At 56.5% G+C, this 23,108-nt stretch carries 17 protein-coding genes; 8 read left to right on the forward strand and 9 right to left on the reverse strand.

Features of this window, described 5'->3' with window-relative positions; all coding sequences use genetic code 11:
* The first annotated feature begins 141 nt into the window (after positions 1 to 141).
* The 3 genes from AAIR21_RS08045 to AAIR21_RS08055 are packed head-to-tail and all read left to right on the forward strand — an operon-like array spanning position 142 to position 3,624.
* The gene (locus tag AAIR21_RS08045) at positions 142 to 1,518 is read left to right on the forward strand and encodes a glycoside hydrolase family 1 protein (protein ID WP_020884904.1); all 1,377 of its coding nucleotides are present in this window, start codon (positions 142 to 144) and stop codon (positions 1,516 to 1,518) included.
* A gap of 51 nt (positions 1,519 to 1,569) precedes the next feature.
* Positions 1,570 to 2,892, forward strand: coding sequence for a PTS sugar transporter subunit IIC (locus AAIR21_RS08050; protein WP_020884903.1), 1,323 nt, complete (start codon positions 1,570 to 1,572; stop codon positions 2,890 to 2,892).
* A 15-nt stretch (positions 2,893 to 2,907) separates the two neighbouring features.
* Complete coding sequence (locus AAIR21_RS08055; RefSeq protein WP_014169269.1) at positions 2,908 to 3,624, forward strand: GntR family transcriptional regulator; 717 nt, start codon at positions 2,908 to 2,910, stop codon at positions 3,622 to 3,624.
* Between the two features lie 70 nt (positions 3,625 to 3,694).
* Here AAIR21_RS08055 and ldtB read toward each other — a convergent pair whose 3' ends face one another.
* Positions 3,695 to 4,615, reverse strand: coding sequence for a L,D-transpeptidase (gene ldtB, locus AAIR21_RS08060; protein ID WP_025204618.1), 921 nt, complete (start codon positions 4,613 to 4,615; stop codon positions 3,695 to 3,697).
* Positions 4,616 to 4,836: 221 nt separating this feature from the next.
* Here ldtB and AAIR21_RS08065 point away from each other — a divergent pair, with 221 nt between their 5' ends.
* Positions 4,837 to 6,432, forward strand: coding sequence for an ABC-F family ATPase (locus tag AAIR21_RS08065; protein ID WP_020884901.1), 1,596 nt, complete (start codon positions 4,837 to 4,839; stop codon positions 6,430 to 6,432).
* Between the two features lie 76 nt (positions 6,433 to 6,508).
* On the opposite strand, the gene AAIR21_RS08070 is transcribed toward AAIR21_RS08065, so the two are convergent.
* Together AAIR21_RS08070 and AAIR21_RS08075 are read right to left on the reverse strand one after the other, a co-directional pair.
* Complete coding sequence (locus AAIR21_RS08070; protein WP_020884900.1) at positions 6,509 to 8,872, reverse strand: glycoside hydrolase family 31 protein; 2,364 nt, start codon at positions 8,870 to 8,872, stop codon at positions 6,509 to 6,511.
* A 17-nt stretch (positions 8,873 to 8,889) separates the two neighbouring features.
* Complete coding sequence (locus tag AAIR21_RS08075) at positions 8,890 to 10,191, reverse strand: MFS transporter (protein WP_020884899.1); 1,302 nt, start codon at positions 10,189 to 10,191, stop codon at positions 8,890 to 8,892.
* A 287-nt stretch (positions 10,192 to 10,478) separates the two neighbouring features.
* Between AAIR21_RS08075 and AAIR21_RS08080 the strand changes: the two genes are divergently transcribed.
* Entirely contained in the window at positions 10,479 to 11,552 is a 1,074-nt protein-coding gene (locus AAIR21_RS08080) for a LacI family DNA-binding transcriptional regulator (RefSeq protein ID WP_020884898.1), read from the forward strand.
* Here the strand turns inward: AAIR21_RS08080 and AAIR21_RS08085 are convergent.
* From AAIR21_RS08085 to AAIR21_RS08100, 4 genes are all read right to left on the reverse strand, one after another.
* Positions 11,549 to 12,805, reverse strand: coding sequence for a DUF1479 domain-containing protein (locus AAIR21_RS08085; RefSeq protein WP_014169275.1), 1,257 nt, complete (start codon positions 12,803 to 12,805; stop codon positions 11,549 to 11,551). The genes AAIR21_RS08080 and AAIR21_RS08085 overlap by 4 nt on opposite strands.
* Positions 12,806 to 12,954: 149 nt before the next feature.
* Positions 12,955 to 13,770, reverse strand: coding sequence for a Cof-type HAD-IIB family hydrolase (locus AAIR21_RS08090; RefSeq protein ID WP_020884897.1), 816 nt, complete (start codon positions 13,768 to 13,770; stop codon positions 12,955 to 12,957).
* 161 nt (positions 13,771 to 13,931) lie between these two features.
* Positions 13,932 to 16,364, reverse strand: a complete 2,433-nt coding sequence (locus AAIR21_RS08095; protein WP_020884896.1) for a formate C-acetyltransferase/glycerol dehydratase family glycyl radical enzyme — start codon at positions 16,362 to 16,364, stop codon at positions 13,932 to 13,934.
* Between the two features lie 4 nt (positions 16,365 to 16,368).
* On the reverse strand, positions 16,369 to 17,268 hold the full coding sequence (locus AAIR21_RS08100) for a glycyl-radical enzyme activating protein (protein ID WP_020884895.1): 900 nt from the start codon (positions 17,266 to 17,268) through the stop codon (positions 16,369 to 16,371).
* A 128-nt stretch (positions 17,269 to 17,396) separates the two neighbouring features.
* Between AAIR21_RS08100 and fsa the strand changes: the two genes are divergently transcribed.
* Positions 17,397 to 18,059 (forward strand): fructose-6-phosphate aldolase, encoded by a 663-nt coding sequence (gene fsa, locus AAIR21_RS08105; protein WP_434680611.1) that lies wholly within the window; start codon positions 17,397 to 17,399, stop codon positions 18,057 to 18,059.
* Positions 18,060 to 18,099: 40 nt separating this feature from the next.
* Here the strand turns inward: fsa and moeB are convergent, their stop codons facing one another.
* Together moeB and moeA are read right to left on the reverse strand one after the other, a co-directional pair.
* Positions 18,100 to 18,852, reverse strand: a complete 753-nt coding sequence (moeB, locus tag AAIR21_RS08110; RefSeq protein ID WP_020884893.1) for a molybdopterin-synthase adenylyltransferase MoeB — start codon at positions 18,850 to 18,852, stop codon at positions 18,100 to 18,102.
* Between the two features lies 1 nt (position 18,853).
* Entirely contained in the window at positions 18,854 to 20,086 is a 1,233-nt protein-coding gene (moeA, locus tag AAIR21_RS08115) for a molybdopterin molybdotransferase MoeA (protein ID WP_020884892.1), read from the reverse strand.
* Positions 20,087 to 20,274: 188 nt separating this feature from the next.
* On the opposite strand from moeA, the gene iaaA reads away from it, so the two are divergent.
* Both iaaA and gsiA read left to right on the forward strand, forming a co-directional pair.
* A complete protein-coding gene (gene iaaA, locus AAIR21_RS08120; RefSeq protein WP_434680615.1) occupies positions 20,275 to 21,213 on the forward strand; it encodes a beta-aspartyl-peptidase in 939 nt (312 codons plus the stop codon).
* An 11-nt stretch (positions 21,214 to 21,224) separates the two neighbouring features.
* Positions 21,225 to 23,096 carry a glutathione ABC transporter ATP-binding protein GsiA gene (gsiA, locus tag AAIR21_RS08125; protein ID WP_014169283.1) on the forward strand — a complete coding sequence of 624 codons (1,872 nt, stop codon included), beginning with the start codon at positions 21,225 to 21,227 and terminating at the stop codon, positions 23,094 to 23,096.
* Positions 23,097 to 23,108 lie beyond the last annotated feature (12 nt).

Raw genomic sequence — 23,108 nt, forward strand, 5'->3', positions numbered from 1 at the left:
TTCTCCCCGGTCTCGCTTCGCTGACCGGGTTTTTTTCCCGCCTTGCTCACAAAAAACGATCCTCCTCTTTGATTGATTTTTCGTCTTCGCCTATATGACTAGTCATGAAATTTTAAATGACTAGTCATATAGGGAGCGATCATGAATCAATTTCTGCCAGCCAATTTTTTATGGGGCAATTCCGTATCCAGTATGCAGACGGAAGGGGCCTGGAATGAGGGAGGAAAGGGAATGTCGGTATATGACATTCGCGAAGCCGGGGAGAACGTGTCTGACTGGAAAGTCGCGACCGATTCCTACCACCGCTATCGGGAAGATTTCGACCTGATGCAGGATCTGGGCATGAACTGCTACCGCTTTCAGATCGCCTGGAGCCGCGTATGTCCACAGGGCGACGGTGACTTCAACGACGAAGGCATCGCCTTTTATGACCGCTTTATTAACGATTTAATTGCCCGCGGCATTGAGCCGATGATCTGCCTCTACCACTTCGATATGCCGCTGGCGCTGGCGCAGGAGTACAACGGTTTTAACGATCGCCGTGTGATGGACGCGTTTATCCGCTACGGCAAAAAGATGATCGACTGTTACGGCGACCGGGTGAAGTACTGGCTGACGTTTAACGAGCAGAACATCTTCCACATGCCGGAAGCCTTCCGGATCTCGGGCTATATGAAAGGCGAGAAAACCCTGCGCGAGCTGTATGAACTGCAGCACCACACCATGGTCGCGCATATGACCCTGACCGAATACCTGCACCAGACCCGTCCGGGCCAGCTGATGGGCGGTATGCTGGCGCACCAGCTGGTCTATCCGGCGACCTGTAAACCGCGTGATATCTTCTGCGCCCAGCAGTATGACGAATTCCTCAACCAGAACCTGCTGCGCGTCTTTGCCGGCCAGGGTTACAGCCCGGCGGTGATGGCGGTCGTTGAACAGCAAGGTTTTGCGGATATCTACCGCGCTGAGGATCTTGCGCTGCTGGCGCGTACCAAAAACGACTATATGGCCTTCAGCTACTACGCCAGTAAAACCCTCGACAGCGATGCGATCCTCGAAGGAACGCCGGTCAACGATTACCTTCTGCACGGTGATAAAAATAACCCGTACCTGAAAGCGACCGAATGGAACTGGCAGATTGATCCGCTGGGCTTTCGCACCATCATCACCCGCTATTACAACGACTGGCGTATGCCGGTATTCCCGATTGAAAACGGTATTGGGGTGATCGAGTCCTGGGACGGTGTGAATCCGATTGAAGATATCTACCGTATTGACTACCACCGGGCGCATATCGAGGCGATGAAACAAGCCATGTTTGAGGATGGCGCAGAGGTGATCGGTTACCTCGGCTGGGGCTTAATCGACATTCTGAGTTCACAGGGAGACATGCGTAAGCGTTACGGCGTGGTCTATGTGAACCGTGAAAACCACGACCTCAAAGACTTAAAGCGCGTACCGAAGAAGAGCTACGCATGGTTGAAACAGGTTATCCATACCAACGGACGCGAGATGTAAGCCGTACGCTGCCGGGCCGTTTTTGTGACTGATTGAAGGGAAATATCCGCTATGTCTGAAACAAAAATAACACCGCATATGCAGTCTTTTGTCGACAGATTTGTTGAGTTCTCGGCGCGCCTGGCAAACCAGGTGCACCTGCGTTCCCTGCGCGATGCCTTCGCCACGGTCATGCCCATTTTCATCCTTGCCGGTCTGGCGGTGCTGGTGAATAACGTGGTATTTCCATGGATTTTTGAAGGCGACACGCTGGTGCATTTTAAGGTGTGGGGCGAGGCGATTATTAACGGTACGCTGAATATCGCCGCGCTGTTGCTGGCACCGATGATTGCCTGGTCGCTGGCACGCAACAAAGACTTCGACAACCCGGTCTCGGCAGTGGTTATCGCCATCAGCAGTTTTATCATTATGATGCCGATGCGCTTACAGCTCACGCCCGTCGGCAGCGACGCCACGGTGAACGTCACGCAGGTGCTGACGTTCTCCAATATTGGCTCAACCGGCATTTTTGCCGGGGTGCTGATTGGTCTGCTCTCAACGGAACTGTTTATCGCCATTTCTCGTCTGAAAGCGCTGCACATTTCTTTAGGTGAAAATGTACCGCCTGCGGTCAGCAAATCGTTTACCGCGCTGATCCCGACGATCCTGACGCTTTCCCTGTTTGCCATACTGGCCGCGCTTCTGGCGAACGTGTTGCACACGGATCTCATCCACCTGATCACCACTTTTATTCAGCAGCCGCTGCGCCTGATCAACACCAGCCTGCCGGGCACGATTTTTATCTATAGCTTTGGTAACTTCCTGTTCACGCTTGGGATCCATCAGTCGGTGGTTAACAGCGTGGTGCTGGAGCCGTTTCTGCTGATCAACACCAACGAGAATATGCTGGCCTTTGCCAACGGTCAGCCTGTCCCACATATCATCAATAATATCTTTGTACCGACCTTTGGTATGGTGGGGGGCACCGGCAGCACGATTTCCCTGTTGATTGCCATTTTCGTCTTCTCACGGCAAAAATCGGCGAAACAGGTGGCCCGTTTGTCGCTGGCGCCGGGCCTGTTTAACATCAACGAGCCGGTCATTTTTGGCCTGCCGATTGTGTTCAACCTGCCGCTGATGATCCCCTTTGTGCTGCTACCTGCCATAGGTATCTGGTTTGCGTGGTTCTGTACGACCCTGGGGTTAATGTCGCGCTGTGTGGTTATGATCCCGTGGACAACCCCGCCCATTCTGAGCGCCTGGCTGGCAACGGCAGGGGACTGGCGCGCCGTGGTCGTGCAGTTGGCAATCATTGTATTTGGTGTATTCTTCTACCTGCCTTTCCTCAAAATTGCCGAGAGAGTGGCATTAAAAAACAGCGGGACAGAAAACTAACAAAAAGGAAGGACGATGGCGGCGAAGTACATCACCATAGCGCGGGAAATTAAGAAACGCATTATTAGCCAGCAATACGCCGCCAACGAACCGCTCCCGGACCAGTTTGCCCTGGCGGCGGAGTTCAGCACCAGCCGGATGACCATACAGCAGGCCATACGCCAGTTAATTGTGGAAGGGCTGATCTATACCCGTCAGGGGCAGGGGACGTTTATCCGCAAAAATTTCCTGCAACTCTCGCAGTGGGATCTTTCCGGCAGCGACTACTTCGGCGCAACAAAAACCTGGGAGCATCTGGGTACCGTTTCCAGCGTCGTGGTCCATTTCGAGCTGCGTTTTCCAAACGAGAAGGAGCAGGCCTCGCTGATGATTAACGCCGATGCGCCTGTCTATGACTTTGTTCGGCTGCGTCTGCTCAACGGTGAGCCGATGTCGCTGGACTCCACCGTTATGCCGCTTAATCTGGTGCCCGGTCTGAATAAAAGCCATCTTGAAGGCTCCGTGTTCCGCTACGTGCAGGAGACGCTGGGGCTGAAAATTATGGGGTCGTACCGGGTGGTGCGGGCGCTAAAACCGAACGCGCTGGATATGCAACACCTTATCTGCGAGCAGACCGATCCGGTGCTGGAGGTGGAGCAGGTTATCTATCTGGAGGATGGCACACCGCTTGAGTATGCCCACTGTCACTACCGTTACGACCACGGCGGGATAGTTATCGTCAATAACGGATAAAAAAAAGCGGGCATCAGAGCCCGCTTTTTTATTCTCAGACCCGGTCAGCAAAGCGCCACCGGGCAGAAGGTCAGTTCAGACGCACTGGCATACCAGAACGGTTCTGAACGGCCTGGTCAACAATCGCTGTCTCTACATCCGGCTGAGAGGTCACGGACTGCACCGCGCTGTTCAGCGTAACCGGAACGATTTCGTTGTTGTTGATCTGGTCTTCACTGGTGGACAGCGGGTTGTGTACTTCAATGTAACGGCTGCCATCCGGCTCAGACGTCGCTTTAACCGGTTCGTTGATGAACTGGACGCGGGTTCCGACCGGCACGTTTTCGAACAGGAATTTGATGTCTTCGTTACGCAGACGTACGCAGCCGTGGCTTACGCGCAGGCCGATACCGAAGTTGGCGTTGGTCCCGTGAATCGCGTACAGACGGCCAATGTACAGCGCGTACAGACCCATTGGGTTATCCGGGCCTGCCGGTACAACGGCTGGCAGAGGTTCACCCGCAGCGATGTACTCCGCGTGCATTTTGGCGGTTGGCGTCCAGGTTGGGCCTGCTTTCTTACGCTCAACTTTGGTCGTCCAGTTCATTGGGGTGTCTTTACCCAGCTGGCCGATACCGATTGGCAGCACGATAACCGTGTTGGTGCCTTTCGGGTAGTAATACAGACGCATTTCCGCGCTGTTGATGACGATACCTTCATGGACGGTATCCGGCAGGATCAGCTGCTGAGGAATGTTCAGCACGGTACCGGCTTTAGGCAGATACGGGTCAACACCCGGATTCGCTTCCAGCATGTTAGACAGGCCCAACTGGTACTGCGCCGCGAAATATTCCAGTGGCTGAGCGTTGCCTTCAGGCACCGTGACCACCTGGTTTTGACCAACCAGACGGCTACCGTCTGTCGGCAGCGGATAAGTCACCGCAGAAGCGGTTTTGCAAAAACCTACTACGGCTAACGCCGCCGCAAAAAGCGTTGTTAATTTCATGTTCATGTTGTGCGAGGTATCTAAGCCATTCCGGCGATGAGTTGATAAGTCTGAATCTTGATGGGAGCGCATTATATGTGCATTCCCGCTAACAGGGAATTCAGATGTGTACGAAATCACATTTTTTTCGATTTTGTTAAAGTTTAGCGGATTGCCGCAACGCGGGATCTCAATTCGGAATTGTGGCATAATGCCGTGTTTATCACACTTTTCGCAGGAATCTCCCCGTGTTAGTTACCAGCAACGTCACTATGCAGTTTGGCAGTAAGCCGCTGTTCGAAAACATTTCCGTCAAATTTGGCGGCGGCAACCGTTACGGCCTGATTGGCGCCAACGGTAGCGGTAAATCTACTTTTATGAAAATCCTCGGCGGTGATTTAGAGCCGACGCTGGGCAACGTTTCGCTCGATCCAAACGAGCGCATCGGTAAGCTGCGTCAGGATCAGTTCGCCTTTGAAGAGTTCACCGTCCTTGACACCGTTATCATGGGACACGCGGAGCTGTGGGAAGTGAAGCAGGAGCGCGATCGCATCTACGCTCTGGCGGAGATGAGCGAAGAAGATGGCTACAAAGTGGCCGATCTCGAAGTGCTGTACGGCGAAATGGATGGCTACTCTGCGGAAGCGCGTGCGGGCGAGCTGCTGCTGGGTGTGGGTATTCCGGTAGAACAACATTACGGCCCGATGAGCGAAGTCGCGCCAGGCTGGAAACTGCGTGTTCTGCTGGCGCAGGCGCTGTTCTCCAATCCGGATATCCTGCTGCTCGACGAACCAACGAACAACCTGGACATCGACACCATCCGCTGGCTGGAGCAGACGCTGAACGATCGCGACAGCACCATGATCATCATCTCGCATGACCGTCACTTCCTGAACATGGTGTGTACACACATGGCGGACCTGGACTACGGCGAGCTGCGCGTTTATCCGGGCAACTACGATGAGTACATGACGGCAGCCACGCAGGCGCGTGAACGTCTGCTGGCGGATAACGCCAAGAAGAAAGCCCAGATTGCTGATCTGCAGTCTTTCGTCAGCCGCTTCAGCGCGAACGCCTCTAAATCTCGCCAGGCGACCTCTCGTGCGCGCCAGATTGACAAGATCAAGCTTGATGAAGTGAAAGCGTCCAGCCGTCAGAACCCATTCATCCGCTTCGAGCAGGACAAGAAACTGTTCCGTAATGCGCTGGAAGTGGAAGCCCTGGCTAAAGGTTTTGAAAACGGTCCGCTGTTTAAAAACTTTAACCTGCTGCTGGAAGTGGGCGAGAAGATCGCCATTCTGGGTGCCAACGGCGTGGGTAAATCCACCCTGCTGAAAACCCTGGTCGGCGAACTGCAGCCGGATAACGGTACCGTGAAGTGGTCTGAAAACGCGCAGATTGGTTATTACGCACAGGACCATGAATACGAGTTCGAAAACGACCTGACCGTCTTCGACTGGATGAGCCAGTGGAAGCAGGAAGGCGACGACGAGCAGGCGGTGCGCAGCATTCTGGGTCGTCTGCTGTTCAGCCAGGACGACATCAAGAAGCCTGCTAAAGTGCTTTCCGGTGGTGAAAAAGGGCGCATGCTGTTCGGTAAGCTGATGATGGAAAAACCTAATATCCTGGTGATGGATGAACCGACTAACCACCTGGATATGGAATCTATCGAATCGCTGAACATGGCGCTGGAGATGTATCAGGGGACCCTGATCTTCGTCTCTCACGACCGTGAATTCGTCAGCTCGCTGGCGACCCGCGTGATCGAAATTACGCCTGAGCGCGTGGTGGACTTCACCGGTAACTACGAAGATTACCTGCGCAGTAAAGGTATCGAGGGTTAAAAAAAGCCCGGTGGCGCTACGCCTACCGGGCCTGTGTTTGATGCCCTCTCCCTGTGGGAGCGGGCATCAGGCCGTACTAGACCACCCATTCATTCCCTTCAATACCATTCACCAGCAGCGTGCGTTTTTCCCCGGCCGGTAACGATATCTTCAGCGCTTTCCACGCCGGACGATAATCTCCCCGCGCACTGACCTTCAGGTTGATGGTGGCACCGTCGCATGCCATGTCCCATTCCACCCACAGCGCATTGCCGTTCTGATAGCCCCAGCTTTCACCATCGTCTTCAAACAGCAGGCCCGCGGTTGAACCGACGCCTTTCACCGGGAACAGTTTCAGCTCACGGGTATTGTCTTTTTCCGCGCTGACATGCGTAATGCGTTCGCTGAGCGGCAGACCCGCACCGGCACGTACCAGCAGCGGCAATTTCTCCAGCGGCGCATCACGTACGATCCACTGCCCGCTAGCGAACCACTCGTGGGTGTAAAAATCGTACCAGCCCGTTTCGTTATCCGGCAGCCAGACGCGGCGCTCGCGCTGCCCGGCCTCTACCACGCTTGCCACCAGCAGGTCGCGACCCAGCAGGAAATCATCGTTCTCCTCAAACGTCTGCGCATCGTGTTCGTGGTCGAGGAAGGTCGGGCGTAGCATCGGTTCGTCGTCGGCATGCGCCTGCCAGAGCAGGGTATAAAGGTACGGCAGCAGACGATAGCGTAATTCAATGGCACCACGAATAGCCGGCGTCACGCCCGGATACATCCACGGCTCGTTAACGGTGTGGTCATCATTCCATGAGTGAATGGTAAAGCGCGGATGCATCACGCCGTTTTGCACCCAGCGTACGAACAGTTCCGCGTCGGGTTTGTCGCCGGAGAAACCACCGACATCATGACCCACATTAAACAGCCCGGACAGGCTCATTCCCAGACCCATGCGGGTGTTATAGCGCAGGGTGTCCCAGCTGGTACGGTTATCGCCGCTCCAGGTCTGGACGTAACGCTGCATGCCCGCGCAGCCGGAGCGGGAAATGAGATACGGACGTTTTTCCGGGGCAAAACGCTGCTGCGCTTCCAGCGAGGCACGCATCATCAGCAGCGGCATCACCGGGCGAATGTGCTTGATCGCGATTTCCTTGCCAAAGCCGTGGCAGCGGGCTTCGCCATCCCACACTTCATATTCGTTGTTGTCGTTCCAGGTGGAGTCGATCCCCATCTCAAGCAGCTGCGTGGTTACCCCTTCCTGCCACCATTTCACCGTCTGTGGGTTGGTAAAATCAAGGTGAGAACCTTCGTCATCCCAGAAGCTAGAGCGTTCTGGCGCGTCGGTTTCTGAATCGCGGATGAACAACCCGTTTTCCGCAACTTCGTTATAGCGCGGGTGATCCTGCAGCAGGCATGGCTTGATGTTGGCCGCCAGCTTTAACCCCGCGTCGTGGAAAGCCTGGGTCATCACCTTCGGCTGCGGCACCTTGTCGTGGTTCCAGTTAAAGACGTAGCGCTTGCCGTTGATCGAGGTATAGCCCGAAGAGAGCTGGAACGAGTCGCAGGGAATAGCATGTTCTTCGCACAGACGAATAAAGTTCATCAGCTGGTTCTGCGCATCCGGCGCGTCGGTGTAATGCATGGTCGAACCGCTGTAACCCAGGCTCCATTTCGGCCCGAAGAGCGTTTTCCCGGTCAGACGCACGAAGGCTTTGGTCACGTCCAGCGCCCGTTTGCCCGTGAACAGGTAGTAATCGATGTCGCCCGCTTCCGCCTGCCAGCGACGATAGGCGGTGTGATAGTTGTCAATCTCGTTGCCCAGATCCAGCCAGCAGCTGCTCAGGTTGTCGTAGAAGAGCCCGTAGCTCACGTCATCGCGACGGGTGAGGGTGAACGGAATATGTTTGTACAGAGGATCGGTGCTGGCCGCGTTGTACCCCATTGCATCGAGGTTGCGCATCTCGTAGCGTTTACCGTTACGCTGCAGATCGCCGGCTTTCTCACCCAGACCGTAGAAGCGTTCATCCTTGCGGCGGCTCAGGTAGTGCGCTGCACCGTCGCCATGGGCATTCAGCAGATAGGCACTGGTTGGACGGTCGTTGACCAGCGGCTGCCACTCACCCGTCTCATTGCGGTAGTGCCACTCCAGCCACAGCGGCTGATGCACGGTCACACGCAGCTGTTCGGTAGCAACCGTCAGCACGTCGTCCTGTTGCGTTAGCGTCCAGGCGGGGCAGGTGAAACCACTCAGGTCGTCGCGGCGGCGACCTTCCCACGGCACATCTTGTTGCGGGGCGATGCTCCAGGTGCGATCCAGCGTCAGCTCACCTTTGCGTTTAATCAGCACGCGGAACAGATTTTCTTCCAGCACATACAGGCACAGATGGTGCTGGTTATCGACCAGCAGTTCCAGATGATTTGCCGACTGCTTATCAACGGTCCAGTTTTTCAGGGTTTTCATATGCAATACATCCACTATCAGGCGCGCTTGGCGCGACGTTCAGCAATAAATGCCACCAGGAAAACAGCGCCAATCAGGTCAAAGAACCCCATGGCAATAAAGAGCGGGTTAAAGCCGATTTTGTCGGCGGTCACCCCAATTAACAGGGAGAACAGGAAGCTGGCGATCCAGGCCGCCGAGCCGCGCATGCCGTTAACGGTCGCCATCTGACCTTTATCAAATGACTCCACGACCAGGGCGCTGAGCATGCAGGAGATGATCTGATGCCCGAAACCGCCGATGGAGATCAGCACGATGGTGATATACGGGTCGCGGGTAATGGCCACGACCGCCAGGGAGATCATCAGGAATGCGCCGGTGACGGAGCTGGCCACCACCGAGTTCACACGGCTGCAGCCGAACAGTCGGGCATACAGACGGGTGAGGTAGCCGCTTGCCACGCTGCCGAGGTCCGCGGCAAGGAACGGCAGCCAGGCAAACATCGCAATCTGCTTCAAATCCATGCCGTGCTCTTTGGCGAGATACAGCGGAACCCAGAAGCTCAGCACGGCCCAGGCCGGTTCGGCCATAAACGCCGGAAGGGCGATACCGTAGAAGCGCTTATTTTTGGAGACATTTTTCAGCGCGGTGAGGAAGGGCAGTTTTACCGCAGGCGGTTCGTTATCCTGCTTGATAAACGCCAGCTCGTCCTTGCTCAGGTTCGGATGCTGTTCCGGGTTGTGGTAAAAAGCCCACCAGAGGATCACCCATAGCAGTGCCAGCACGCCGGTAAACATAAACGCGCCCTGCCAGCCAAACGAGGCGTGCGCGAAATAGATAATGGGCGGTGCCAGCATCGCGCCAATGGAGAACCCTACGCCCGCCCAACCGGCCGCGACAGGACGTTCCGATTTCGGAAACCATTCGCCAATGGTTTTCGCATTCGCCGGCGTGGCGGCCGCTTCAGAAGCACCCATAAAGAAGCGCAAGATAGCCAGGTGCAGCCAGCTGCCCGCCCCGGCGTGGAAAATACACATCAGCGCCCAGATCCCGGCGCAAACCATAAAGCCAATTTTCAGACCAATCACGTCGATCAACCAGCCGCACAGAGGCTGGAAAATGGTGTAGGCAATCTGAAATGCCCCGACGATCCAGGAGTATTGCTCGGTGGTGATCCCAAGGCTCTCTTTCAACTCAGGGGCGAGAATACCCAGCGAGTTTCGGGTGATGTAGTTAACGGTGACGCCCAGTAAGAACAGCACCAGCACATACCAGCGCAGGTTCTTAATGACGCGACGGGTTTTGCTTGTCGCAACGGTGTTATTGATGTCCTGACTCATTTTACTCTCCACAAGACGGACGGTAAGGGGACGGAGGTTCAGGTGTCACACAGATTTTTATGACTTTGATTTCTATCCGTTTTAATTTAGAAGTTGCTATACAACTAGTATGGAAGTGGTGTGACAAATTCACCTTAAGGGAGAAAATGAGCGGGCAATAGTGGATTTTGTGCAAAATTTCTCATCAATGACATAAATCATCTGGCATGATGCTTTTTATGCCCGTTACTGCCTGATGAGTACGCTATGAAAATTTTTTCATTTCGCAAATGGAGCCAGATCACAAAATGGACAAAAGGCTAAAAATCACCGAAATTGCCGCCCGCACGCAGCTCTCCATCAGCACCGTGTCGCGGGTGCTGGCAGGAAAAGCGAACACCAGTGAAAAAGCGCGCGCCAGGGTACTGGCCTGCGCGCGGGAGCTGGGAGTGATGGACGGTCTGGCGGCGGGGCGTCTGCTGCTCAACAGCCTGGTGGTTTTTGCGCCACAGCGCGCCTTTGACGAGCGGTCCGACATCTTTTACTACCGCGTGATCCAGAGCGTGAGTAAAGGCCTTGCTTCCCACGATGTCCGTCTGCGTTATTGCGCGCTGGAAGAAAATGACAGCGACGCACAGCTTTTTCTGGCACGGATGAACGAGCCGGAGACACAGGCCGCTATTCTTCTCGGTATCGACGATCCGCATATCCACGATCTGGCGGTGGATGTGGGTAAACCCTGCATGCTGATTAACTGCCGCGACCGGCATATGCGTCTGCCTGCAGTGGCACCGGACCACCGCGCGATAGGTGAGCGGGCCGCGGACTATCTGTTTGAAATGGGACACCGTGAGGTGATGAATGTCCTCTGCCTGCGGCGTTACACCATGGAACTGCGTCTGGCCGGGATCCGCGATGCGTGGCAATCTCACAACCTGAAATTCAACGATAAACGCGATCTGCTGGTGGCTCCGAGCTTCAGCGCGCGCGAAACGGAAGAGCTGGTCACCTCCTGGCTCCGTCAAATGCAGGGTAAGGATCTGCCCACCGCATTTTTGGTCGGCGGCGATTTTATGGCGGCAGGCACCATCAGTGCGCTGCAAAAACAGGGCTTGCGCGTGCCGCAGGATATCTCGGTGATGAGCATTGACGGGTTTAATCTGGCGGCCATTCAGGATGTTCCGCTCACGGCGGTGCACGTACCGCGCGATGAACTGGGAACCGAAGCGGTGCATATGCTTCAGCAACGGCTGATGCGCCCGGATGCGCCGGTGGGAACATTAATGCTTAACGGCACGCTGGCCGTGCGGGGATCTGTCCGGCGGATACGTCAGGGGAAACGACGCACCGCCGTGGAGCGGGAAGGGTTATACGACAGTTAAGCCATGCCCAGTGCACGCTTGCCGTGAATATTCAGATCGTTCACGGTAAAGCGGTCCTGCCAGTTTTTTTCATAATCTTCGCGCGGGAAATCGCCCGGCGATGCACCGGTTTCCAGCGCTGCTTTCACTTTTTTCGCATAGGCGAGGTTTTTCTCGCACATCGGGGCGGCAGGGATATACATCACGTTGCCCCAGCCTTGCTGATTTTCCACCGGTGCAACGGAGTGGATGACGTCACAGTGCCACCACACGGAATCGCCTGCTTCCAGTGCAGGGATGCTGCTCAGCGCTTCGATTAACAGCGGATGCCATTTCTCGGAGACCGGCAGGACACGTCCCGGCGCGACGCCGCAGAGTTCATCTTCCGGGACATCATCCAGCAGCGGACGCAGCAGAATGTAGGCCATCGCTTCCGGAATAGGCACCACATGCAGTAGCCCCTGACCCGGGATCATATCTGACAGCGCCGTCCAGCCCTGGAAGGTGCGGAATACAGAACATTTTGTGGTGTTATCCACGGTGTACTCTTCCACTTCGGTACGGTGTGCGGCGTTCCACGGATCGTATTTATCCACGTTGCCGTCAAAAACGCGGGCAAAGACCTGCTGATAGGCCGGCAGCAGCCAGCGCTCCAGCGCGCCGGAATCGGTATGCGCACCCAGCCCTTTAGAGGTAGTACCCGGTGGGCGACGACGAATACGGTCCGGATAAATGACGCTGACGTCCGGATCGAACCACTGTTTGCCATTACTCTCGAAGGTCCATAAACGGTTCAGGAACGACTGTACCTGCGCCATCTCTTCACTCTGCCGGGCCTGCATTTGCGCCTGCGACCAGTAGATAGGATAAATTTCCGGACGTGAAGCGGTTAAGGTACCAAAGAAGTTATCGCCCGGACCTTTATAGACCTCATCAAACCGGTTGAGATCGAGGTAGTCGAGCATCGATTGATCCCACGCCAGCGCCTGCTCGCGAGGGAAGTGACCTTTAATCACCGCGCAGCCACGGCGTTTGACCGCGTCACGCTGTGCCTGGGTGATCGTCCCGTTTTTCACATCCGCAAACGGGATAACCGGCCAGACGGTTTCACCTTTGTTCTTCAGGGCATTAATTTCCGCCACGCGGGTCGCGATTTTATCGCTGAGCGTGTCGAATACCGCCTGAACGTCTCCGATCTGCGCACGTAATTCACGCTTCAACTGACGAATCGCTGCTTTATGGTCCGCAGGCAAACTTTCACTGGTAAACGTCATAACTGCCTCGCATCTTTCATTCGAAAGTAAAAATATCTACAAGTGATACTTTAAGTTAAAAATTAGTTAATGCAAGTTTAAATATTTGACGTGTGCCACAGGATGGAAAAAGAGTGAGGTGCCGGAGCAGTGCTCCGGCAAGAGAGAGATTACGCGTCGAACGGGGAGTGGTCGTCAAGCACGGCCTGAATCACATTCAGTGCGCCCTGGTGGTTGTTGTCATCCGTGCTGTAGCGGCAGATCGTTTTAATGCTCTGCGCCGCGTTGCCCATGGCAAAATTGTATTTCACCAGCTTCAGCATTTCCGCATCGTTGCCGCTGTCCCCGATGGCCACGCACGCCTGTGGGGAGATTTTCCAGCGCTTCAGCAGACGGCTAATGCCGTTGGCTTTGTGCAGGCCCGGGATAATTAAATCGACAAACCCAAAACCGCTGGTGACGGGTTTCATAATCCCGTCGAGGGAGACGTGCAGTTTGTCGACAAGATTCGGGATATCGCTGTCCGGCAGATTCAGGGAGAATTTGAACAGCACGTCGTCAATTTCGCGGTAATCACGGATGCGTTTTAAGCGGTGGTAGTGCTTTGACATGAGCGCCACAAACGCGTCCGGCGCCCGTTCGCTGACGTAGGCGCTCTCCAGCCCACAGGCCACAAAGTTGAGCGCGTTGTCTTTCAGCAACTCGCCAATGACAATTTGCGACTCATGGCGGGTCAGTTCACCGTGAAAAATCTGCTCACCGTGATCGAACACCAGCGCGCCATTTTCCGCCACGAAGGAGATCTGATCTTTCAGTTCCGGGAAGAAGGAGATGAGCTGGTAATACTGGTTGCCGCTGGCGACAACAAATTCAATATTACGGGCTTTAAGCTGCTCAAACTGTGCCTGAAAGCGGTTGCGGTCGTACTGCTTGGCATCATCAAGGAAAGTTCCGTCCATATCGGTGACGATAACTTTTACGGTCATACTGTGCTCCTGAGTCACTGCGTTTGAAACATTCTAATAACAAGGTGACGGAGAGCACAAATTTAATTTCATTCGAAAGTCAAAGCAAAGCGGCAACCGAAATTGCCGCTCAAAGACGGGTTCCCTCTCCTTGATGGGAGAGGGCATAAGTCTGAAGAGAGTTAAAGCGTGTGCTCGGTACGCGCAATAATATCGTCCTGCGCATCCGGCGACAGGGCGGTAAAGAACGCGGAGTACCCTGCGACGCGCACCACCAGGTCACGATACTGGTCCGGGTGTTTCTTCGCTTCCAGCAGCGTTTCACGCGAAACGATGTTGTACTGAATATGCCAGCCCTTGTGCACTTCAAAGAAGGTACGCAGAAGCACCATCAGTTTCTGACGGTCACTGTCATTTTCCAGCGTCGACGGATTGAGCTTCTGGTTTAACAGTACCCCGCCGAGGATCGCTTCGGTTGGCAGTTTGCCGACAGAGCCGATCACCGCCGTCGGGCCGAGGTGGTCAGTACCGGAGGCCGGGCTGGCTCCTTCTGCCAGCGGAGTATGCGCCTTACGTCCATCCGGGGTTGCCATCGTTGCCGCGCCAAACGGCACGTTCGCGGAGATAGATGACGTGCCGGCATAGTAGTTCCCGCCAAGCGGACCACGGCCATAGCGCGGGTTATGGTACTGCTTCAGCTCGGCGATATAGGTTTCGTAGGCACGGGTCAGCAGCATATCCACGCTGTCGTCATCGTTACCGTATTTTGGCGCGCCGTTGATCAGCCGCTGACGCAGCTGCTCGTGGGTCAGCCCGTCGAAATCATCGGCCAGAGCGGCGGCCAGCTGTTGCTGACCTATCGTACCCTGTTCGAAGACCAGTTTTTTCACCGCGGCCAGGCTGTTGCCCAGGTTAGCAATACCCACCTGCAGGCCTGACACCCAGTCATACTTCGCGCCGCCTTGTTTGATGCTTTTCGCGCGTTCTATACAGTCATCTACCAGCGCTGAGCAGAGAATATCGGGGACGTTCTCTTCCAGCATCGTGTCCACCACATACTCAATCTCGATAGATTTGCGGGTGTAGTAACGGATCTGGGTATCCCACGCCGCCATCACCTCTTCGAAGTTATCGAAGTTACCGGCAGAGAGTGCTTTCTCCTGTGGCAGGAATACCTTACCGCTGGTGGCATCGCGGCCGCCTTCCAGCGCTGCCAGCATCACGCGGGCGAAGTTGATAAAGCTCATGCCGGTGCAGCGATAACCCCATTTGCCACCCACTGCGGTTTCGATGCAGCCAATCGCGGCATAGTCATAGGCATCCTCTTTTTCGACGCCGAGCTTGATAAATTCCGGAATGACAATCTCATCGTTGTTGAACGCGGGCATACCAAAGCCGCAGCGGATCACCTGCACGCAGGCGTCGAGGAAGTCATTGCTCATGCCCGCATGATAACGCACGCTCAGGTTTGGCTGCGTGGAGCGCAGGCGACCGCAGGATTCCAGAATCGCGTAGCTGAGCGGGTTGACCGCGTCCATAGGCTCACCGTTGATCAGCGTCTGTCCGCCGATGGTGACGTTCTGATACAGCGGGCTACCCGCTGAGGCTTTGGAGTGCGAGCCGGAGCGGATTTTGTTCACTTCCAGCAGCTTCAGCCAGCAGCTGTGCAGCAGCTCAATGGCATGTTCGCGGTCGAGGCTCTGGTTTAGCTCCACGTCGCGGCGGTAGTACGGATAGAGGTACTGGTCCATGCGGGCAAACGAGACGGAGTGGCCGTTGGACTCAATCTGCAGAATCAGCTGAATGAAGTAGCACAGCTGCAGCGCCTGCCAGAAGGTTGTTGGCGGCTGATGGGCAATCACATCACAGTTTTCTGCCATCGCCAGCAGCTCGTCGCGACGGCTTTCACGGGATTCGGTTGCCGCCATTTCACGCGCCAGCGCGGCGAAACGTTCGATGTGCAGGCTGACCGCTTCCAGCACAATATCGATCGCTTTCAGGAACTGTTCCCCGTGAAGGTCGTCGAGCACCGTCAGGTTGATACGCGAACGACGCTCGGCCACTTTGTCGCGCAGACCATCGAGGCCTTTCTCCAGCAGCAGCGGGAAGTTAACCGCCAGGTGTGCGTCGCCGGAGGTCATGTTACCTTCCGCTTTGATAATGCCGGTTTCCAGCAGCCCTTTTTGCTCGTCGGTGAACATGCCGTAGCAGCGATCCTGCACCGTCTGGCCGCGCCACCATGGGCAGATCTCATGCAATACGCGCTTGTTTTCTTCGCTCACCGCAAAGCCTGCGCCCGGACGGTCCGCCAGATCGTCAATCTCTTTTTCAATCCACGAGACGGTGTATTCCGGGAAAATTGGCGCGGCGCGGACTTCACTGGCCTGGTTACCGATGATGAGCTCATCGTGTTTTATCCAGATGGTGCGCTGCGCGAGGTGATGCGCCAGCGCCAGCGCGCGACGCACCGGGATCGGCTTGTCCATATGCTGCTGGTACATCTCGGTGTAATGCAGGGCGCGCTCGGTACAGACCGGCGGCTTCACGATATGCACCAGGGCCGTTTTGTGTGCTTTTATGCGCTCGCTAAGGGTGCTGAGATTCAGGGTCGTCATAAGTTTATCCTCGTAAGGTCGCGGTTAACCCTTTCTGGCAGGCGTACTGCTGTGCGAAGTCCAGAAGCGCAGGATCATCCAGCGGTTTATCAGGGGCAGAGTAGGGTTGGCCGAGCAGGGTATATTTGTTCATGCCCAGCGTGTGGTACGGCAGAAAATGGATCTCGCGGACGTGGAGTTCGTCTGCGGCAAAGTTAGTGATGGCGGTAATCGACGCTTCATCGGCGTTGAAGCCCTGAATCAGCGGTACGCGGATGGTGACCTGTTTCCCGGCGGCGGCCAGGCGTTTCAGGTTATCAAGGATCCGTTTGGCGGAACCGTCGGTCCACTGTTTGAACGTCCTGCCATCAACGTGTTTCAGGTCCGCCAGGAACAGATCGACATACGGTAATGAGGGTGCAATATAATGCCATGGCACGTGGAGACAGGTTTCCACGGCGGTATGTATGCCTTGCTCATGGCTGGCTTTAAACAGGGCATGAGCCAGATCGGGATTCATAAACGGTTCACCGCCGGACAGGGTTATCCCGCCGCCGCTGCGGTCATAGAACGGCTTGTCGCGCAGTACGGTGGACATAATCTCTTCAACCTGCTTTTCTTCACCACAGACGGTGAGCGCCTGCGTCGGGCAGCAGTCGGTGAGGGCGTCGAGAGTCTCTTCGTTAAGCTTTTCACGGTGGATAACCAGCCCATTCAGCGCACGATCGATAATGCCCGGCGCCGCTTTCTGGCACAGGTCGCAGCCTTCCAGGCACAGCCGTGCGTCAAAGAGCACATCCCGGTGGCGGGAGCGGCTTTCCGGATTCTGGCACCAGCGACAGCCCAGCGAGCAGCCTTTCAGGAACACAACGGTACGAATACCGGGGCCATCGTGGGTAGAGTAACGCTGAATATTGAAGATCATGTTTTCGCCTCTCATCTTGCATATGAAGATTAAATTACTTTCGAATGAAAGTTATCTTGATGCAGGTCAACTCCTGAGCAGGTTTTGTCGTGATAGGGTAAGTGCAGGCTAAATTTGAGGGTTACATCATGGAACTTTATCTCGATACTTCCGACGTCGCGGCAGTGAAACGGCTGGCGCGTATCTTCCCGCTGGCGGGCGTGACCACGAACCCCAGTATCGTGGCGGCAGGGAAAACGCCGCTCGAGGCGCTGCTACCGGCGCTGCAGGATGCGCTCGGCGGGAAAGGTCGCCTGTTCGCGCAGGTGATGGCGACCACCGCTGAAGGGATGGTGGAAGAGGCGCGTAAACTGCGCACCATTATCAACGATCTGGTGGTTAAAGTGCCGGTAACGGCGGAAGGTCTGGCGGCGATCAAAATGCTGAAAGCGGAAGGGATCCCGACGCTGGGTAAGGCGGTGTACGGTGCAGCACAAGGGATGCTGTCCGCGCTGGCGGGCGCTGAGTATGTTGCCCCTTACGTTAACCGCGTGGACGCGCAGGGCGGGGACGGGATCCAGACGGTGGTTGAACTGCAGCAGCTTCTGACGCTGCATGCCCCGCAGTCAAAAGTGCTGGCCGCGAGCTTCAAAACGCCGCGTCAGGCACTGGACTGCCTGCTGGCAGGTTGTGAATCCATCACCCTGCCGCTGGATGTTGCTCAGCAGTTTATTACTTCGCCTGCGGTGGATGCGGCAATAGTGAAGTTTGAGCAGGACTGGCAAGGGGCGTTTGGCAGAACGACGCTCTGATACGGTTGCCGGGTTATGCTAACGCTTGCCCGGCAACCATTTAGCGTCCGCATACCTCACAGCCGGGGTTGCGCATCAGTTTCATCTCGCGGAACTGGCAGGTCATCGCGTCATACATCACGATTTTCCCCGCGGCAGGCGTCCCGTAATGCGCCAGCACTTTGATCGCTTCCATGGCCTGCAACGAACCTATGACGCCGACTAACGGAGCCATGACGCCCGCCTCCACGCAGGTGAGGGCGTTCTCGCCAAACAGACGGCTCAGGCAGCGATAGCACGGTTCGCCCCCGGCGTAGGTAAAGACGCTGATTTGGCCTTCCATGCGAATGGCGGCACCGGAGACCAGCGGCGTTTTGTGGGCAAAACATCCTGCATTCAACTGATTGCGAATGGTGACGTTATCGGTGCAGTCCAGCACCAGATCGTGTCGTGCTATCTGTGCCGACAGCGCCTCATCATCCAGCAGGGCGTCAATCAGGGTGAACTTCACGTGAGGATTGATGCGCGCCAGCGCCGCGCAGGCCGATTCCACTTTGGGCTGGCCGAGGGTCGCGTCGCTGTGCAGCGTCTGGCGCTGAAGGTTCGACACCGACACGGTATCAAAATCCAGCAGCGTCATATTGCCCACCCCCGCCGCGGCCAGATACTGGGCCGCAGCGCAGCCCAGCCCCCCCAGCCCCACGACCAGCACCCGTGCTGCCTTAAGCGCTTCCTGGCCGTCGAAATCAAAACCGCGCAGAACAATCTGGCGGTTATAGCGCATCATCTCCTGGTCGCTGAGTTCAGCCGTCATGTTAGCCTCCGAAGAGGTGGTTAAAGCTTTCCACCTCAACCCATTCACCCGGCTCCACGCTGCCGCGTTCACGCTCGAGAACGATAAAGCAGTTGCCCTGGCTGAACGAGCTGAAGATGTGCGAGCCCTGGTGTCCGGTGGTGCTCACTTCCAGCTCGCCTTCAGCGTTGCGCGTCAGAATACCGCGCTGGAAATCAAGACGGCCCGGTGATTTCTTCAGGCGCGTCGCCGCTCGTACGCGCTGGCGAACCGGCAGCGGGTGGGCCTGGTTACCAGACAGTTTTGCCAGCAGCGGAATCACCAGCTGGTAGAAGGTCAGGGCGGCGGAAACCGGGTTACCCGGCAGGCCGCAGAACCAGCTGTGTTTCAGCTGACCAAACGCGAACGGTTTGCCCGGCTTGATGGCCAGTTTCCAGAAGCCGATCTCCCCCAGCTCTTCAAGAATGGTTTTGGTGTAATCCGCTTCACCTACGGAAACGCCGCCGGAGCTAATTACCACGTCCGCCGACCGGTCCGCTTCAATAAACGCGGCGCGCAGTTTCTCCGGATCATCCGCAATGATGCCAAGGTTAATGACCTCACACCCCAGCTGTTCAAGCATCAGGTGTACCGCGAGGCGGTTAGTGTCGTAAATCTGGCCGTCCTGCAGTGGCTGGCCCGGAAGCTGGAGTTCATCGCCGGTGGAAAAGACCGCCACGCGTACCTTACGGATAACGTCAATTTCTGCAATGCCGAGCGAGGCCAGCACCGGCAGTTCGCCCACCGTCAGTTTCTGCCCGGCGGCAAATACCGTTGCGCCACGCGTGATGTCTTCACCGGTACGACGGATATTCTGTCCCGCTTTAACACTCGCGGTGAAGCGGACGCCCGCTTCCGTTTGTTCGGTCTCTTCCTGCATCACCACCGCTTCGCAGCCTGGCGGTACGGGGGCACCGGTCATGATGCGTATGCAGCTACCCGCAGGCCACTCACCGTTAAACGGCTGTCCGGCAAATGCTTTCCCCGCCACGGGCAGCGCCGTATCCGTCCGGATATCCGCCAGGCGTACCGCGTAGCCGTCCATTGCGGAGTTATCGAACCCAGGCACGTTAAGCGGAGAGACGATATCGCGCGCGGCAATACGACCAAAACAGCGCACCAATGGCAGCGTCTCGTGGTCGTGCAGGGGGGAAATTCGGTCAAGCATCTGCGTGAGTGCCGCCTCAAGCGGCATCAGTCCGGCGGTAAAATCCATGGTGGGCTCCTGCGGAGTAACGACGAAAGCGTCCATTATGGCAGAAAAGTGCCACTAACTGTATGACCCGATGGGTGTACGCTTTACATCACAGTTGCGTCTTTCTATATTCAAAAATCATCTGAAGTTTCAGCGACGATAATGATATTTATAGAAAAAGCCGCAAATCAGGCTAACGGGTGATGGGAATGGTTAATGCGGTAATCGCAATTCATGGTGGCGCCGGGGCAATCACCCGTGCCCTGCTCAGTCCCGAGCAGGAAAAACGTTATATTGATGCGCTGTATGCCATTGTGGAAACGGGCCAGCGGATGCTGGAGGCGGGCGAGAGCGCGCTGGATGTGGTTACCGAGGCGGTACGTCTGCTGGAAGAGTGCCCGTTGTTTAACGCGGGCATTGGTTCAGTCTTTACCCGCGATGAAACGCACGAGCTGGATGCCTGCGTCATGGACGGTGTCACCCTTAAAGCGGGTGCCGTCGCGGGGGTGAGTCATCTGCGTAATCCGGTGATGGCCGCGCGTCTGGTGATGGAGGCGAGCCCGCATGTTCTTCTGACCGGGGCCGGGGCAGAGACGTTTGCCGCGGAACATGGCATGACGCCAGTTTCTCCCGATCTGTTTTCAACGCCGGAGCGTTATCAACAGCTGCTTGAGGCGCGCTCTGCAAACGTGGCGCAGCTTGACCATACCGCGCCGCTCGATGAGCGCAGCAAAATGGGCACGGTAGGGGCGGTGGCTCTTGATAAATCTGGGAATCTGGCTGCGGCCACGTCGACCGGCGGTATGACCAACAAACTGCCGGGCCGGGTAGGTGACAGTCCATTGCCGGGGGCAGGCTGCTATGCCAATAACGCCACGGCGGCAGTGTCATGCACCGGAACCGGTGAAGTGTTTATTCGCGCCCTCGCGGCGTACGACATCACCGCGCTGATGGATTACGGCGGGTTAAGCCTGGCCGAAGCCTGTGAACGCGTGGTGATGGAGAAACTGCCCGCGCTGGGGGGTGTCGGTGGGTTAATTGCGGTGGATCGTGAGGGTAACGTGGCATTGCCGTTTAACAGCGAAGGTATGTACCGCGCGTGGGGTTATGCCGGTGATGAACCCAGTACGGGGATCTATCGTGAATAAGGGGGCAAAGCGTGCCGCACAGTGAAGAGCTGGACAACCGTGAAGTGCTGGCTGTCCATCAACTGAATATTGCGTTTCAGGAAGAGCGGCAGTTCATCCCCGCAGTACAGAATTTATCGTTCTCGCTCAACCGCGGCGAAACGCTGGCGATTGTGGGCGAGTCCGGTTCAGGGAAATCGGTCACCGCACTGGCGCTGATGCGTCTGCTGGAACAGACCGGCGGACAGGTCAGCTGCGAAAAAATGCTGCTGCGCCGGCGTAACCACCAGGTCATTGATTTAAATGAGCTGAGCGCCTCGCAGATGCAGAGCGTGCGCGGGGCCGATATTGCGATGATCTTCCAGGAGCCGATGACCTCGCTGAACCCGGTCTTTCCGGTCGGGGAACAGATTGCCGAGTCCATCCGCCTGCATCAGGGGTTGAGCGGTGATGAGGCGCTTCGTGAAGCGAAACGCATGCTCGACCTGGTACGCATACCGGAAGCGCAGGCCATTCTGGGACGCTACCCGCATCAGCTTTCTGGCGGTATGCGTCAGCGCGTCATGATTGCGATGGCGCTCTCCTGCCGTCCCGCGGTGCTGATTGCCGACGAACCCACGACGGCACTGGATGTGACTATTCAGGCGCAAATTCTGCAGCTTATCAAAGTGCTGCAGCAGGAGATGGAGATGGGGGTGATTTTCATCACCCACGATATGGGCGTGGTCGCCGATATTGCCGATCGCGTGCTGGTCATGCATAAGGGCAACGCCGTGGAAACCGGCACGGTTGAGCAGATTTTCCATGCGCCGGTTCATCCTTACACCAAAGCGCTGCTGGCGGCGGTTCCGCGGTTGGGGGCGATGAACGGCAGCGATTTACCGCGCCGGTTCCCGTTGATTTCTCTCGAAGCGGCAGGCCAGCAGGAAGATGAAATCGAGCAGGATACCGTGGTACCCGGAAAGCCGATTCTGGAAGTGCGCGATCTGGTGACCCGTTTTCCCCTGCGCAGCGGAATGTTTAACCGCGTGAAGCGCGAGGTGCATGCGGTTGAAAACGTCAGTTTTGATTTATGGCCAGGCGAAACGCTGGCGCTGGTGGGAGAGTCAGGCTGCGGAAAATCCACCACCGGGCGGGCGCTGCTCAGGCTGGTAGAGTCCCAGGAGGGCAGCATAACCTTTAACGGGGAACGCATTGATACCCTTCCGGACAGCAAACTGCAGGCGGTGAGGCGAGATATCCAGTTTATTTTCCAGGATCCGTATGCCTCCCTCGACCCGCGCCACACGGTGGGGTATTCACTTATGGAGCCGCTGCGGGTGCATAACCTGCTCGACGGTGAAGCCGCGCAGCGTCGGGTGGCCTGGCTGCTTGAGCGCGTGGGGCTGAAGCCGGAACATGCCTGGCGTTATCCGCACGAGTTTTCGGGCGGTCAGCGGCAGCGTATTTGCATTGCCCGCGCGCTGGCACTTAACCCGAAAGTGGTGATTGCAGATGAATCCGTCTCGGCGCTGGATGTCTCTATCCGGGCGCAAATCATTAATTTACTGCTCGACCTGCAGCGGGATATGGGGATTGCCTTCCTCTTTATCTCACACGACATGGCGGTGGTTGAGCGTATCAGCCACCGTGTCGCGGTGATGTTTATGGGGCAAATTGTGGAGATAGGACCGCGCCGGGCGGTATTTGAAAATCCACAGCACCCTTACACACGCAAGCTTATCGCCGCAGTGCCGGTTGCCGACCCTGAGCATCGCCACGGCCAGCGTGTGCTGCTGCAGGACGAAATGCCGAGCAATATTCGTAAACGGGGCGAGGCGGTGGAGCGCGTGGCGCTGCGCGAGGTTGGCCCGGGGCATTTTGTGGCCCCCCCGCGTCAGGACAATGCATTCTCGCGGTTATAACTTAAAACAGGC

It is taken from the genome of Enterobacter sp. PTB (assembly GCF_051130085.1).
In the GTDB taxonomy this organism is placed as follows: domain Bacteria; phylum Pseudomonadota; class Gammaproteobacteria; order Enterobacterales; family Enterobacteriaceae; genus Enterobacter; species Enterobacter ludwigii.